Source organism: Ruegeria sp. CJ6 (assembly GCF_056536665.1).
In genome coordinates this window covers 874,786-888,354 of record NZ_JBQFQB010000001.1, presented here as the reverse complement: position 1 = coordinate 888,354, position 13,569 = coordinate 874,786, and the positions used below count along the sequence as shown (strand labels likewise).

The following is a 13,569-nucleotide window of genomic DNA, read 5'->3' as shown; positions in this document are numbered from 1 at the left end:
ATTGGCTTTTTTTAGCCCAATTTCGGCAAAATTTGGCTTTATCCTGGGTAGATTAAGCCGATTCCGATGGCCCGACCGACAGCCTGCGGAGTCGTCAGTGCATTAAGCTTTTCGCGAGAAGAGCGCAAGTGCACCTCAACCGTGCGGTGCGAAATCGACAGGATATCGCCGATATCTTGTTGCGATTTACCCGCTGCGGCCCATTGCAAAATCTCCAATTCTCGGCTGGAGAGGGTCGGGTGGTACAGCATCCGGCTGATCGTATCCGATGTCATGACATTGTCATGGATGTGTACGGCCAATGATTGCAGGTCACTTATCACGTTGGGCACCAGTTTCTTCCACTCATCCCGGCTGCACTCGCGCACTGCGCTAAGCAAGCCGATATCTCCGTACGGCCCGCGAACCGGAATCGTAATGCCTTGATCTGGAATGCCAAAATCATGTGCATCGCGAAAAACGCGCTGGAAATCCTTACCGCGTTCCAGACGGCTCCAGTCGACCGGAGCGATACTGCGCTGGCTCATGTGCAGCGTCGGATCGATCAGGTGCAGGCCTTGCTCTTGATAGTGGGTTTTCCAGTCGTCCCCATAGGTCACATGGCCGTGAATCGTACCTGCAGCAGGATTCATACCCGCATAGGCTGCGTGGTCCATTTCATATTTGTCACAGACCTGACGCAGGAACTCGTCATACCGAGTATCCTGTTCGGGAAGAGTGCTGAGATCAACAATATCCATACGGTAACGACCAGTTAGACCCGAGTGAGCGGGCGGATCCCCTTGGCCAGGAAAATGATACTGTCTTCCCTGACGTCAAGCAGGACACCACATTTCGCTTGTCAAGACAAGAAGATGTGGGAAATGTCTGCCTTTTATAGGTAAATGTGCCTTTCGGGCACACAATTACGCACCTTTAAAAGATTTAACGTCAGAGTTGTGCAGTAGGTCATGGGATTCGCCGTGGCATTTCGATGGTTATGTATGTGCATTACAATCGAAATGCGAATTAAACATGCCTATTCTGTGGCAGAAACCAGACCCGTCTCGACGAGCATGCCCCTGGCCTTTGCTTCGGGCCAATATCCTTTGGCATAAAGAAAGATGGCACGTTGCTGATCTCCATCAGACAAAAGCCAGGCACCTCGCAGGTATTTTCCGGCAAACTCCAGATTGGTATCGGCGTCCAGCAGGCCTTCGGCATTTCCAGTATAACCCATTGATCGCGCAGTGGCCGGGAGGATTTGCAGAAGCCCATAATAGGGGCGGTTCACCGCCCACGGCCGATGTGTGCTTTCACGGATCGCCAGCTTGTGCACCAACTCCCGCGGGAGCTCGTAGTGGTCAGCCCATTTATTGATCGAGGCGCGAAGCTCGGGTGTTTCATTGGGGTAGAGGGGGGGATCGAAGGTATCGCCGGAACCCGAGCTGCCAGGACTGCCACAAGCTGCAAGCGGTGCCATAAGCAACAAGGTTAAGACGCGGCGACGAAGGAGGGGGGTCATCAAAATACTCCTGATTGCGAATGGCGATGATATGAAACCCTCGCCGGTCTGCAAGGCCAGGCGAACAATCGGGCTGAATTTTGCTTGCGATGTAACAAAAAGAAAAAGGGCCGCGTAAAAGCGCGGCCCTTTGAAATTGGATATGCAGCCAGATCAGGCTTTTGCTTCGTCTTCTTCGACCGGAGCTTCTTCGGCAACCAGATCTTCGTCTTCCGAAGCGGCAGAGCCTATGTCGTCGAACAGCTCGGCGATCTCGAATTCGGCGGCGGCTTCTTCTTCAGCAGCCAGTTCCTGGATCGATTTGCCCGATGCCTGCAGTTCGGCTTCTTCTTCCGAACGTGCGACGTTCATTTTGATCTCGACTTCTACCTCGGGGTGCAGGTTGACTGCGACCGAGTGCAGACCCAGTTCCTTAATCGGAGCGATCAGGGCAATCTGTTTCTTGTCGACGGTGAAGCCAGCTTCGGTTGCGGCGTCTGCGGCATCACGCGGGGTGACCGAACCGTACAGAGCGCCGGCATCCGATGCCGAACGAATCACGATGAACTGCTGACCGTCCAGCTTTTCAGCCAGCGCTTCAGCTTCTTTCTTGGTTTCCAGGTTGCGTGCCTCAAGCTGGGCTTTCTGGGCTTCGAACGACGCGATGTTGGCGTTCGATGCGCTCAGCGCTTTGCCTTGGGGCAGCAGGAAGTTGCGGGCGTAGCCGGGCTTGACGTCAACGACGTCGCCCATCTGACCCAGTTTCGCAACGCGTTCCAGAAGGATAACTTGCATGTCAGTCTCTCCTTACTTCACGGCGTAGGGCAGCAGGGCGAGGAAGCGGGCGCGCTTGATAGCACGGGCCAGTTCACGCTGCTTTTTCGCCGAAACGGCGGTGATGCGCGAAGGTACGATCTTGCCACGCTCAGAGATGTAGCGCTGCAGCAGACGAGTGTCTTTGTAGTCGATTTTCGGCGCGTTCTCACCCGAGAACGGGCAGACCTTGCGGCGGCGGAAAAATGGTTTTGCGGCCATGGTTTATGTCCTTTCGTCAGGCGTTGATCAGCGGCGCTCGCGGCGGCCTTCGCGCTCATCGCGCTTCTGCATCTGGACCGAGGGGCCCTCGGCATGCTCGTCGACCTTGATGGTCAGAACGCGCATAACGTCGTCATGCAGGCGCATCAGGCGTTCCATTTCCTGAACCGCACCCGAAGGGGCATCGGTTTTCAGGAAGGCATAGTGGCCTTTGCGGTTCTTGTTGATCTTGTAAGCCATCGTCTTGACGCCCCAGTACTCGCTTTCGACGACGTTGCCGCCGTTGTCAGCCAGAACGGTGCCGAAATGTTCGACAAGGCTTTCTGCCTGCGCGTTGGACAAATCCTGACGCGCGATCATTACATGCTCATACAGTGGCATGTGCACTCCTGTTTATATCAAGGCGCATTTCAAAGGCGGGGCCATATGGTCCTTCGCGACCCTGCCACGAGAGGCTGCGCGATTCATAACTCCTGCGAAGGATGGCTCCGTATACACGTTTGAGCGGGCGGGGCAAGCCCTGCCACATATGCCTTTGTGAAGTCGCCCTATTTCCACTGGTGCGCCCAATTCCTGACGCTTTTCGCCCCGAGGTTGTTCATGAAGCCGGGAGAACCCGGTAGATTGGAAAACATAGACAGGGCAAGACAATGGCCGTCATGAACACAAACACTTTTGAACAATCGACGCCTGCTGCGGTATTTGATAAATCCGTCCCCGTTCTGATTACGTTTGCGCCGAATTGGCGGGCTCGGATGTTTCTTCTGCGTGCCGTTGGTGTCTTTCTGATCGTGTCGGCCTTTTCGATGTGGTTGATGCCGGGTTCGGTTATGGGGGCCGAGGTTTGGCCTATCAAGTTGGTCGCTTCGCTGATGTTCCTGATTGTTGGCGTCAGCCTGCTGACCATCGAGGTGATGGATGCGCGCCCAGACGCCTATTTTGACCCAATCCGCCGCGAGGTTCGCATTCTTCAGAAAAACGAAAACGGTCGGCCGCAAACGGTATTGCGCCGCAGCTACGACTCGCTGGGTGGCGCGCGTTTCGCTGACGACCAGGTCGAACTGTACGATGTAGACGGAAGCCTGCTGATGAAGCTGCCACTGGAATCGGCGGATGTTGGCTCAGCGCTCAAAGGTCAACTCAGCCAAAACGTAACAATTTTCGCCTGATTTTTATTCTGTTCAAAAAGGAACAGAAGTTGTGAATCAAAAAAACTTGTGTGCCGCCCTTGGGCGGCACATTTTCGTAGGTGAGCAACCCACCCGGTTTGCAACAACACCATTGCGGAGATTGTTATGAAATCCACCCTTATTGCTGCTGCTTTGGCCGTATCGGCGACCACAGCATTCGCCAGTGCTGAAAAATACGTTTTGGACTCCAGCCATAGCCAGGTCATCTTCAGTTGGAACCACCTTGGCTTTTCGACCACCACGGGCATGTTTTCGGGCTTTGAGGGCGAAATCATGTTTGATCAGGAAGACCCGGCAGCATCGAGCGTGACTGTTTCGATGCCGGTCGTTGAGATGATCACCGGTTGGAAACCGCGCGAAGATCACTTCATGACCGAAGATTTCTTTGGCGCAGCCGAAGGTGATCTGGTGACCTTCACTTCAACTGGTATCGAGGTCACTGGCGAGAACACAGCCAACATCACCGGTGATCTGACCATGAATGGTGTCACCAAATCCGTGGTTCTGGATGCCAAGCTGAACCAAGTGGGTGAACACCCGATGGCGGGCAAGCCATGGGCCGGATTTGACGCCACCACAACGCTGGTGCGCAGCGATTTTGATTTGGGCCAATTCGCTCCATTCGTGGGTGACGAGGTCGAGGTCAAGATTTCGATCGAGGCGCAGAAGGCCGACTAATCCCTTCATGATCCCAAAAAGAAACCGTCGGGGTTATGCGCCCCGGCGGTTTTTTATTTGTTGTCGCGTTCTGCCGTCAATTCGACTGCCACGATAACCGTGAACCCCAACGAATCTTCGGTGGGTTGCGATTTTCCAACGTCGAAATCCATTCGGTTGAGTTCCAGATTCCCCGAAATCGTCGCTGCATCGTCGGCCAGTTCCAGCGTAAATGGCAGGACGACATCGATAGATTTGTCCCGGATTGTCAGAGGTCCTCGCGCCTCATAACCTGCGTCCGTTTTGAACAGGTCGGCCTTAAATTGAGCCGTAGGAAACTGCGCACTGTCAAAGAAATCCGCACCCATCGCTTGGTCGGTGACTGTGCCGAGGCTGAGTGAGCCAATGGCAATCGTTACATCGACGGAACCGGCCAATCCCGGCTCGGCGGGATCCTCAAACGCTATCGCTGCAGTCCAGTCAGCAAACTCGCCGCTTACGGGACTGCCCAATTGCGAGATAGTAATCGACAGGGATCCGTCTTCGACCTCCCATTCCGATTGAACTTGCGCAAGTTCGGCCGTGTCTTCGGTTGCTTTGGACTGGTCGTCAAAGACACCGGTGGACCAACCTCCGACCAGCACCGCGCCCCAGATTGCCAAGGCGGCGAAGGCGGGAACAATGGAATGGTGCTGTGCCGGGGGTTCCGGCGCGTCCGATTGGCCGGGCAGCATACGGCGCAGGGTACTGTCTTTGTCCACGACATGGTGTTTCAGCGCGCCCGCTATGTGCAGCACGAGCGCCACACCCAGGGCCCAGACGAAAAGCCAATGCAGGCTGGCGCTGATGTCTGCAAGGAAAGCTGACTTCGGAATAAGCGGCAGGTTCTGACCAAGGGGCCATAGGATCGGCGCGAAGCCGTCGGTGGCGGCGTGGTGGATCCAGCCGCTGAGCGGAGCCAGAACAAGCGAGCCGTACAGCAGCCAGTGCACAGTTTCGGCGGCGAAGGCCTCGGGTTTGTTTTCAGCGTTCAGCAAGCCCGGCTTCGTCTGGGTAACAGCCCAAAGGATTCGGGCCAGTGCGACGAAGAACACGGTAACACCAATGGTTTTGTGCAGTGAAAACAGCTGGGCGGCGCGGGCGATGTCATCCTCGGTCGTGGGAATGCTCGGATCGTAAATCGCATGGGCCAATTGGTTCGCGAACCAGCCCAGCGGCAGAGCCGTCAGGATCAGTAGCGCGGTCAGCCAGTGAAATGCTTTGGTTACACCACCATAGCTGGACCGGGTGTTGGTAAGGGGCATCGATTGGCTCTCCGAGTTTCTGAATTGAGGGTAAGTTAAATGGATGCCGTGTGGACACAAGACAGAGAAATGCACAGTAAAGGTGTCCTGATGCAGAACGCAGGCAATGCTTGTGCCGCGCCGATTGTCAGTTTAAACCCCGCCGAAATCTGACGTCACGCAAGAGGCACCAATGACACGCGCGTTTGTTTTCCCCGGGCAGGGCGCCCAGACCATCGGAATGGGCAAGGCCTTGGCTGAGGCATATCCAGCCGCCCGCGCCGTTTTCGATGAGGTCGATGAGGCCTTGGGCGAAAAACTGAGCGATCTGATCTGGGAAGGCGATATCGCAGAGCTGACCCTGACTCAGAATGCACAGCCCGCGCTGATGGCAACCTCGATGGCCGCAATGCGCGCACTTGAGGCCGAAGGCGTTTCGATTTCAATGGCATCTTATGTGGCGGGTCACTCGCTGGGTGAATACTCGGCGCTGGCTGCGGTCGGAGCTTTGACGGTTGCCGATACTGCCCGCCTGCTGCGGACGCGCGGGCAGGCGATGCAAAGTGCAGTGCCGGTGGGCGAGGGCGCAATGGCCGCCATTCTGGGGCTCGATCTTGAAGCGGTGCGCGCCGTTGCGGAAGAGGCCGCGCAAGATGAGGTCTGTCAGGCTGCCAATGACAATGACCCAACCCAGGTAGTCGTTTCTGGTTCAAAAGCCGCTGTTGAGCGCGCAGCCGAGATCGCCAAGGAAAAAGGTGCCAAGCGTGCAATTATGTTGCCGGTAAGTGCTCCATTTCACTGTGCGCTGATGCAGCCTGCGGCAGATGTAATGGCAGAGGCTTTGGCCTCGGTTGAAATCAAAGCGCCTACCGTGCCTTTGGTTGCGAATGTTCGCGCCGAAGCTGTGGCTGATCCAGATATGATCCGTCAGTTGCTGGTGGAACAGGTCACCGGCTCGGTTCGGTGGCGTGAGAGCGTACAGTACATGGTCGCGCAGGGTGTGACCGAAGCGTGGGAGATCGGCGCGGGCAAAGCTCTGTCGGGAATGATCCGCAAGATCGATCGAGCATTGGCGTGCACAGCGGTCGGGACGCCTGAAGATGTACAAAAAGCCGTTAACCCCGGCGCATGAACAAGGGACAGCCGCCGGTTTCGGCGGCCAGAGAGGAAACATAGATGTTTGATTTGACAGGTAAGAATGCGTTAATCACCGGTGCTTCGGGTGGTATTGGCGGCGATATCGCCCGCGCGCTTTACGACGCTGGTGCAACTGTTGGCCTTTCCGGAACGCGCGTGGAGCCTCTGCAAGCTCTGGCCGACAGCCTTGGCGATCGTGCGCATGTCTTGCCGTGTAACCTTAGCGATCCCGAAGCCGTCGAGGCCCTGCCGAAACAAGCGGCTGAGGCGATGGGCTCGGTTGATATTCTGGTGAACAACGCAGGCATCACACGCGACAACTTGTTCATGCGCATGTCGGATGAAGAATGGCAGAGCGTGATCGACGTGAACATGACCGCAACGATGAAGCTGTGCAAAGGCGTGATCAGGGGCATGATGAAGGCGCGCTGGGGTCGGATCGTCAATGTCTCGTCCGTTGTGGCTGCGATCGGAAACCCAGGGCAGGCGAACTATGCTGCCTCCAAGGCCGGCATGATCGGCTTTTCCAAGGCGCTGGCGCATGAGGTTGCGACCCGTGGCATTACCGTTAATGCGGTTGCGCCGGGCTTTATCACCACCGCGATGACCGAGAAGCTGACGGATGAGCAAAAGAAGGGTCTGCTGCTCAAGGTTCCGGCCGGTCGTATGGGTGATCCGCAGGAAATCGCAGCCGCTGTGCTGTATCTGGCAAGCCCTGAAGCAGGTTATGTTACCGGAAGCACCTTGCATGTGAATGGCGGTATGGCCATGTTGTAATCGCAATTCAGGGTGGGCGCGAAAGCGTTTGCCTTGTGCGTTGTCTGTGCTATAGGCGGCGCATATGCGCAGGAACCGGTCCAAGGGCCGGTTCTCTGATTTCCCGGGGACCCGGGACCCAAACCGCCCGGAAAGGGCAAAACAAGTCCACCCCGAACGGGCAAGGGCAGAACCGGGCGGACAGCCCTGAAATTGAAATGAGGAATAGACATGAGCGACGTCGCAGATCGCGTAAAGAAGATCGTTGTTGAGCACCTGGGTGTTGAAGAGGACAAGGTTGCCGAAAACGCCTCGTTCATCGACGATCTGGGCGCAGACAGCCTGGACACCGTTGAGCTGGTAATGGCGTTCGAAGAAGAGTTCGGCATCGAGATTCCGGACGACGCAGCCGAGACCATCCAGACCTTTGGCGACGCGGTCAAATTCATCAGCGAAGCTTCCTAAGCTGACCTGACTGAGACAAAAACGGCGCTTCCGGGCAACGGAAGCGCCGTTTTTTTATGCTCTGCCACATTTCGCGCTTGCTTTGAGGCGTTGAGGCTCCGCACTCTGACACCTGAGGCAAGTTTCTGAGCGGGCAAGGGCATGATAAGATCCACCCCGATGATCAATACGGCGCGTCTGACCTTGTGTGCAATGCGCCCCGAGGATTTCAACCGGTTCGCCGAAATCTGGCGCGACCCCGAAGTTGTACGCCATATCGGAGGCACCCCGAAAACGCGCGGCGAGGCGTGGGATTCTTTCCTGCGCAACGCTGGACATTGGCAGATGACCGGGTTCGGTCAATGGGGTGTGATGCTGCAGTCGAATCGTACTCTGATCGGGCAAGCCGGGTTCTTCTATGGCAACCGGTCTCTGGGCGATGATTTCGATGGTTTTCCCGAAGCCGGGTGGGTTCTGGCCCCGGACATGCAGGGGCAAGGATACGGGTGTGAGGCCGCACAGGCGGCGCACGACTGGTTCGACCGGATCATTCCGGGCCCGTTGGTTGCGCTGATCGACGCGGACCATGCAGCCTCACAGCGATTGGCTGAAAAGCTGGGCTATAAGCTGTTGCGCGAGGCTGAATACCGCGACACCCCCGTTCATCTGTTTCGCCGTGATGGACCTCCTACACGGGTGTGAAACGCATTAGGCAGTGCGATGCCGCAAAATGGACGAGCTTTGCCGATCTTGTGAAATAAAGCGGCAAACTGAGACTCTATGCTATCGTGGAATTACGGAATGATTCAGCGGAGGATATGAATCATGATGATTTACCCCACGATGGAGTTGCAGAACGGTCGGTGCGTTACGCTGGACAAGGGGCGTCTGGATGAAGCGATGATCTGGCATGTAGATCCGGTCGAGACCGCGCGCGGCTGGTCTGCGGCTGGAGCGGAATGGATGCAGCTTACGGATTTTGACGCGATCGAAGGCCGGGATACCAATTCAGAACTGATCGAAGAAATCATTCGCTCCTCTGAAATGTCAGTGCAGTTGGCAGGGGGGATGCGGACCCGCGAGCATGTTGAACATTGGATCAATAAAGGGGCTGGCCGAATCGTGATTGGCACACTTGCGGCTTGGGACCCGCAGTTGGTTAAGGAATTGGCTAAGCTTTATCCCGATCAGATCGTGTTGGCGGTCGATGTTTGGCAAGGGCAAGTGATGACCGAAGGTTGGCGCAGCCAAAGTGCGTTTACCCCGGAAGCCTTCATCGAAGCTTTCGCGGATACGCCTCTTGCAGCCATTCTGGTGACCGATATCGATAGCGATATGGAAGACGTCGAGGCGCAGCTGGGTCTGATTTCAGGACTGGCCGAAAAATCGCGTACACCGATCATAGCCAGCGGTGTCGTGCGTACCAGCGACGATATCTCTCGTCTCGCCTATATCTCGAATATTTCGGGTGCGATCGTTGGCCGGGCACTGTTCCGCAAGTCCGTCGATCTGTCCGAAGCATTGGAGGTCGCCCAATCGGCACACGAGCCAGTCGCCGAGTTCCAGTAAACTTCAGTACCAGACGACCCGCCTTTCCCGTTGAAGGAAGGGCGGGTTTTTGCTTTTCAGGCATCGTTCAACTCAATTGACAGAGGATTTGAACAGGTTACGGCACAAGGATGCCGGTTCAGAATATGCCGTTGCTCTTGCCCCCGCACCCCGGGCCGGGGTATGAGCGGTTCTCATAACAGGAAGCAGGCAAGAGGCACTTCATGCGCAGAGTCGTTGTAACCGGTCTTGGATTGGTCACTCCTTTGGCCAGTGGGGTTGAGGAAACATGGTCACGGCTGCTGGATGGAGAATCCGGCGCAGGACCAATCACGCAGTTTGATGCCGAGGCAAGCGGGGTCACCACGACCTATGCCTGCGAAGTGCCGCGCGGAGATGGCACCAATGGGACATTCAACCCCGACGACTGGATGCCGCCGAAAGAACAGCGCAAGATCGAGGATTTCATCCTATATTCCATCGCTGCAGCCGAGATGGCTTGCAAGGATGCCAATTGGCTGCCCGAAGACGAAGAAGACCGCCTGCGCACTGGCGTTCTGATTGGGTCCGGTATCGGTGGGCTGGGATCAATTGCCAACACGGCCAACCTGATCCGCGACAAAGGTCCGCGCAGGGTTTCTCCGTTCTTTATCCCGGGCGCGCTAATCAATCTGGCCTCGGGGCAGGTTTCGATCCGTCATGGGTTCAAGGGTCCGAACCACTCGGTCGTGACTGCTTGCTCGACCGGTGCCCATGCGATCGGTGATGCCAGCCGCATCATCCGCGCCGGGGATGCAGACGTGATGATCGCAGGCGGCGGCGAGGGCTGTATTTGCGAAATCGGTATCGCCGGCTTCAACGCCTGCAAGGCGCTGTCGACCAAATACGCCGATGATCCGAAGAAAGCGAGCCGCCCCTATGACATCGACCGCGACGGTTTCGTCATGGGCGAAGGTGCAGGCATTGTAGTTCTTGAGGATTACGAACACGCCAAAGCGCGCGGTGCCAAGATTTACGCCGAGGTTCTGGGCTATGGCATGTCGGGTGACGCTTATCACATCACCGCGCCGTCCGAGGATGGCGATGGGGCCGAACGCTCGATGAAAGCAGCGCTGCGTAGTGCGGGGCTTGAGCCGAAGGATCTGGATTATATTAACGCGCATGGGACCTCGACCATGGCGGATACGATTGAGCTGGGCGCGGTAGAACGCCTGCTGGGGGATCACGCCAGCAACGCGACGATGACTTCGACCAAATCGGCCACTGGTCACCTGCTGGGCGCCGCTGGCGCGATTGAGGCGATCTTTTCGATCCTTGCGATCCGCGATCAGGTTGCACCGCCGACCATCAACCTGGACAACCCTGCGGTGGAGACTCCGATCGACTTGGCACCGAATGCAAAACGAGAGCGTGAGATCAACGTGGCTTTGTCGAACTCGTTCGGGTTTGGCGGCACCAATGCAAGTGTGATCTTCGGAAAGGTCAGCTAAATGTGGCGAGCGCTCGCTTCGAATGCGTTGACAATACTGATCGTTGGGCTGTTCCTGATGGGCGGTGTCGTCCTGTGGGGGCAGTCGCAATACAAGTCCGAAGGACCGCTGGAAACCGCGATCTGCCTGCAGGTAAAGCCAGGCTCCAACATGACACGGGTCAGCCGTGACCTCGAGGATCAAGGTGCGATCAGCAGCGGGTTGATTTTCCGCTTAGCTGCTGATTACACAGACAAATCTCAGCAGCTGAAAGCGGGTAGCTTTCTGGTTCGCGAAGGCGCGTCGATGGAGCAAATCGTCGACGACATAACTCATAGCGGCGCCAGCACTTGCGGGACCGAGATCGAATACCGCATTGGCGTGACCCGTATGCAGACCCGCGTGCGGGAGCTGAACCCGGCGACTCTGGATTTTGATGAGGTGGCTTCCTTTGTGATCGGCGAAGAGGACGCCCCGGAAGTTTATGCAGAAAAACGCGGTGAGGCGGATACGCGTTATCGCATCTCGTTAGCTGAAGGCGTCACCAGTTGGCAGATTGTCGAGTCGCTGAAAGCGATGGATTTGCTAACCGGCGAAGTAGCCGAATTGCCAGCTGAAGGGATGTTGGCCCCTGACAGTTATGAGGTCAGACCCGGTGAAGATCGGAATGCAATACTTGCTGAAATGCAGGAAAAACAGCAGCTTAGAATCAACGCAGCGTGGGAGGGGCGTCAGGATGGTTTACCTCTGAACAGCCCCGAAGAGATGCTGATTTTGGCTTCGATCATCGAAAAAGAAACAGGTCAGCCGGAAGAGCGTGGCCAGGTAGCCAGCGTTTTCGTTAACCGTCTGAACCAAGGTATGAGGCTGCAGACAGACCCGACGGTGATCTATGGTGTAACCAAAGGGCAGGGTACTTTGGGTCGCGGTTTGCGGCAAAGCGAACTGCGCCGTGCGACGCCTTGGAACACCTATGTTATCGAAGGGCTGCCACCCACCCCGATTGCCAATCCGGGTCTCGCGAGCCTTGAGGCTGCAGTGGCACCTGACAACACGGATTTCATCTTCTTTGTTGCGGACGGAACCGGTGGTCATGCCTTTGCCGAGACCCTGCAAGAGCACAATCGCAACGTCGCAAAGTGGCGTGAGATCGAGGCTGAGCGGAATTCCGGGAACTGATTCAATCGTCCGTGTTGTACAGGTTTGAAACGGCCCTTTGTCCGACTTGTACAACACGAATCTCTGACCCCGACAAAGCAACGGCCCGGTCAATCGACCGGGCCGTTTCTTATTCAGGCCGCTTTCGCGCGACGCGGTCGGCGGCGTTTCTGACCGCCCGGTTTGGGCGCACCAGAGTGCTGAGGTTTCGGGCCGCGACGGCGGTTGCTTGGGCGGCGCGGGGTTTTCTTTGGTGAGATTGCTTCAGGCATCTCACCGCTGGCGACCGGGATTTCGATCTTCATCAGCTTTTGAATCTGACGCAGCAGGTCGACCTCTTCCGCCGAGCAGAAGGCAATGGCCTCGCCCTCGCGGCCTGCGCGAGCGGTGCGGCCGATGCGGTGGACATAGTTGTCCGGTACCTCGGGCAGGTCGTAGTTGATCACATAGGCCACGCCCGGAATATCGATGCCGCGCGCGGCGACGTCGGTAGCGACCAGAACATTGACCTCACCGGCGCGGAACGCCTTGATTGCGCGGTCGCGCTGGCCCTGACTTTTGTTGCCGTGGATCGAGGCTGCATTGTAGCCATCGGCGACAAGCCCCTTCATCAGCTTTTCCGCTCCGTGTTTGGTACGAGAAAAGACCAACGTCAGCGCGTCCATGTCAGCCGCGAGGATCTCGCGCAGTTTGGCGGGTTTTGCAGGCTTTTCGACAAAGTGGATCGACTGTGTGATCTTGTCGGCTGCTTTGCCAGGGGGCGAGACCTGCACCCGTTGCGGGTTGGTCAAATAGGCACGGCTGAGCTCTTCCATTTGCTTCGGCATGGTGGCTGAGAACAGCATGGTTTGGCGCGGCGTGCCCAGTTCCGGCGCGATCCGACGCAGGGCATGGATGAAGCCCATATCGAGCATCTGGTCAGCCTCGTCCAGCACAAGGTGCTTGACTGAACCCAGATTAACCGCACCGCGATCCATCAGGTCGATCAGGCGACCGGGGGTGGCGACAAGAATGTCGGTGCCGCGCGCCAGAAACATGATCTGCTTGTTGATCGACTGACCACCAACCACGGTCGCGACGCGGATCTTGGTTTTCTTGGTCAAGTTGCGAAGGCTGTCGGCGATCTGGTTGACCAACTCGCGGGTGGGCGCGAGGATCAGCGCCTTGGCGGTTTTGGGATCGGGCTTGCCGGGCTGGGCCAGCAGATGGTCGATCAGCGGCAGGCCAAAGGCCAATGTCTTACCTGTACCGGTCTGGGCGAGGCCAAGGATATCGTGACCATTCAGGGCCAGCGGGATCGCCTGGTTCTGGATCGGGGTCGGTTGAGTGAAGTTGGCGCGTTTGAGCGCATCATTTAGAGCGGGCGCAAGGCCCAGCATATCGAAGTCGAACAAATAACTATCCTTTAC

16 protein-coding genes are annotated in these 13,569 nt (G+C 56.9%); 9 read left to right on the top strand and 7 right to left on the bottom strand.

Annotated features, from left to right (window positions below):
* Nucleotides 1-38: 38 nt before the first annotated feature.
* From ACR0BT_RS04495 to rpsF, 5 genes are all read right to left on the bottom strand, one after another.
* Complete coding sequence (locus ACR0BT_RS04495; RefSeq protein WP_170396446.1) at nt 39-740, bottom strand: autoinducer binding domain-containing protein; 702 nt, start codon at nt 738-740, stop codon at nt 39-41.
* A 278-nt stretch (nt 741-1,018) separates the two neighbouring features.
* Nucleotides 1,019-1,504 (bottom strand): lytic transglycosylase domain-containing protein, encoded by a 486-nt coding sequence (locus tag ACR0BT_RS04490; protein ID WP_170511990.1) that lies wholly within the window; start codon nt 1,502-1,504, stop codon nt 1,019-1,021.
* Between the two features lie 153 nt (nt 1,505-1,657).
* Nucleotides 1,658-2,278, bottom strand: coding sequence for a 50S ribosomal protein L9 (gene rplI / locus ACR0BT_RS04485; protein ID WP_170396450.1), 621 nt, complete (start codon nt 2,276-2,278; stop codon nt 1,658-1,660).
* 12 nt (nt 2,279-2,290) lie between these two features.
* A complete protein-coding gene (gene rpsR, locus ACR0BT_RS04480; protein ID WP_005608650.1) occupies nt 2,291-2,518 on the bottom strand; it encodes a 30S ribosomal protein S18 in 228 nt (75 codons plus the stop codon).
* 27 nt (nt 2,519-2,545) lie between these two features.
* Complete coding sequence (gene rpsF, locus ACR0BT_RS04475) at nt 2,546-2,899, bottom strand: 30S ribosomal protein S6 (protein ID WP_068332653.1); 354 nt, start codon at nt 2,897-2,899, stop codon at nt 2,546-2,548.
* A gap of 278 nt (nt 2,900-3,177) precedes the next feature.
* Between rpsF and ACR0BT_RS04470 the strand changes: the two genes are divergently transcribed.
* Nucleotides 3,178-3,687 carry a hypothetical protein gene (locus ACR0BT_RS04470; protein ID WP_480459283.1) on the top strand — a complete coding sequence of 170 codons (510 nt, stop codon included), beginning with the start codon at nt 3,178-3,180 and terminating at the stop codon, nt 3,685-3,687.
* A gap of 126 nt (nt 3,688-3,813) precedes the next feature.
* Nucleotides 3,814-4,386, top strand: a complete 573-nt coding sequence (locus tag ACR0BT_RS04465) for a YceI family protein (RefSeq protein ID WP_170422240.1) — start codon at nt 3,814-3,816, stop codon at nt 4,384-4,386.
* A 53-nt stretch (nt 4,387-4,439) separates the two neighbouring features.
* Here the strand turns inward: ACR0BT_RS04465 and ACR0BT_RS04460 are convergent, their stop codons facing one another.
* A complete protein-coding gene (locus tag ACR0BT_RS04460) occupies nt 4,440-5,669 on the bottom strand; it encodes a cytochrome b/b6 domain-containing protein (RefSeq protein WP_480762604.1) in 1,230 nt (409 codons plus the stop codon).
* A gap of 172 nt (nt 5,670-5,841) precedes the next feature.
* Here ACR0BT_RS04460 and fabD point away from each other — a divergent pair, with 172 nt between their 5' ends.
* From fabD to mltG, 7 genes are all read left to right on the top strand, one after another.
* Entirely contained in the window at nt 5,842-6,780 is a 939-nt protein-coding gene (fabD, locus tag ACR0BT_RS04455; protein WP_170598017.1) for an ACP S-malonyltransferase, read from the top strand.
* Between the two features lie 44 nt (nt 6,781-6,824).
* Nucleotides 6,825-7,562 carry a 3-oxoacyl-[acyl-carrier-protein] reductase gene (gene fabG, locus ACR0BT_RS04450; protein WP_170396459.1) on the top strand — a complete coding sequence of 246 codons (738 nt, stop codon included), beginning with the start codon at nt 6,825-6,827 and terminating at the stop codon, nt 7,560-7,562.
* 210 nt (nt 7,563-7,772) lie between these two features.
* The gene (locus ACR0BT_RS04445) at nt 7,773-8,006 is read left to right on the top strand and encodes an acyl carrier protein (protein WP_008756330.1); all 234 of its coding nucleotides are present in this window, start codon (nt 7,773-7,775) and stop codon (nt 8,004-8,006) included.
* 141 nt (nt 8,007-8,147) lie between these two features.
* Nucleotides 8,148-8,687, top strand: a complete 540-nt coding sequence (locus ACR0BT_RS04440; RefSeq protein WP_170403143.1) for a GNAT family N-acetyltransferase — start codon at nt 8,148-8,150, stop codon at nt 8,685-8,687.
* A 123-nt stretch (nt 8,688-8,810) separates the two neighbouring features.
* The gene (locus tag ACR0BT_RS04435) at nt 8,811-9,554 is read left to right on the top strand and encodes a 1-(5-phosphoribosyl)-5-[(5-phosphoribosylamino)methylideneamino]imidazole-4-carboxamide isomerase (RefSeq protein WP_170396463.1); all 744 of its coding nucleotides are present in this window, start codon (nt 8,811-8,813) and stop codon (nt 9,552-9,554) included.
* 203 nt (nt 9,555-9,757) lie between these two features.
* Entirely contained in the window at nt 9,758-11,023 is a 1,266-nt protein-coding gene (gene fabF / locus ACR0BT_RS04430; protein WP_170396465.1) for a beta-ketoacyl-ACP synthase II, read from the top strand.
* The gene (gene mltG / locus ACR0BT_RS04425; protein WP_170512919.1) at nt 11,024-12,181 is read left to right on the top strand and encodes an endolytic transglycosylase MltG; all 1,158 of its coding nucleotides are present in this window, start codon (nt 11,024-11,026) and stop codon (nt 12,179-12,181) included.
* Nucleotides 12,182-12,294: 113 nt separating this feature from the next.
* On the opposite strand, the gene ACR0BT_RS04420 is transcribed toward mltG, so the two are convergent.
* The gene (locus ACR0BT_RS04420; protein WP_480762603.1) at nt 12,295-13,554 is read right to left on the bottom strand and encodes a DEAD/DEAH box helicase; all 1,260 of its coding nucleotides are present in this window, start codon (nt 13,552-13,554) and stop codon (nt 12,295-12,297) included.
* Between the last annotated feature and the right edge of the window lie 15 nt (nt 13,555-13,569).

What these genes read in the sequence shown, in the direction of transcription:
- ACR0BT_RS04495 (WP_170396446.1), bottom strand. Translation starts at nt 740, where the DNA reads ATGGATATTGTTGATCTCAGCACTCTTCCCGAACAGGATACTCGGTAT.
- ACR0BT_RS04490 (WP_170511990.1), bottom strand. Translation starts at nt 1,504, where the DNA reads ATGACCCCCCTCCTTCGTCGCCGCGTCTTAACCTTGTTGCTTATGGCA.
- rplI (WP_170396450.1), bottom strand. Translation starts at nt 2,278, where the DNA reads ATGCAAGTTATCCTTCTGGAACGCGTTGCGAAACTGGGTCAGATGGGC.
- rpsR (WP_005608650.1), bottom strand. Translation starts at nt 2,518, where the DNA reads ATGGCCGCAAAACCATTTTTCCGCCGCCGCAAGGTCTGCCCGTTCTCG.
- rpsF (WP_068332653.1), bottom strand. Translation starts at nt 2,899, where the DNA reads ATGCCACTGTATGAGCATGTAATGATCGCGCGTCAGGATTTGTCCAAC.
- ACR0BT_RS04470 (WP_480459283.1), top strand. Translation starts at nt 3,178, where the DNA reads ATGAACACAAACACTTTTGAACAATCGACGCCTGCTGCGGTATTTGAT.
- ACR0BT_RS04465 (WP_170422240.1), top strand. Translation starts at nt 3,814, where the DNA reads ATGAAATCCACCCTTATTGCTGCTGCTTTGGCCGTATCGGCGACCACA.
- ACR0BT_RS04460 (WP_480762604.1), bottom strand. Translation starts at nt 5,669, where the DNA reads ATGCCCCTTACCAACACCCGGTCCAGCTATGGTGGTGTAACCAAAGCA.
- fabD (WP_170598017.1), top strand. Translation starts at nt 5,842, where the DNA reads ATGACACGCGCGTTTGTTTTCCCCGGGCAGGGCGCCCAGACCATCGGA.
- fabG (WP_170396459.1), top strand. Translation starts at nt 6,825, where the DNA reads ATGTTTGATTTGACAGGTAAGAATGCGTTAATCACCGGTGCTTCGGGT.
- ACR0BT_RS04445 (WP_008756330.1), top strand. Translation starts at nt 7,773, where the DNA reads ATGAGCGACGTCGCAGATCGCGTAAAGAAGATCGTTGTTGAGCACCTG.
- ACR0BT_RS04440 (WP_170403143.1), top strand. Translation starts at nt 8,148, where the DNA reads ATGATAAGATCCACCCCGATGATCAATACGGCGCGTCTGACCTTGTGT.
- ACR0BT_RS04435 (WP_170396463.1), top strand. Translation starts at nt 8,811, where the DNA reads ATGATGATTTACCCCACGATGGAGTTGCAGAACGGTCGGTGCGTTACG.
- fabF (WP_170396465.1), top strand. Translation starts at nt 9,758, where the DNA reads ATGCGCAGAGTCGTTGTAACCGGTCTTGGATTGGTCACTCCTTTGGCC.
- mltG (WP_170512919.1), top strand. Translation starts at nt 11,024, where the DNA reads ATGTGGCGAGCGCTCGCTTCGAATGCGTTGACAATACTGATCGTTGGG.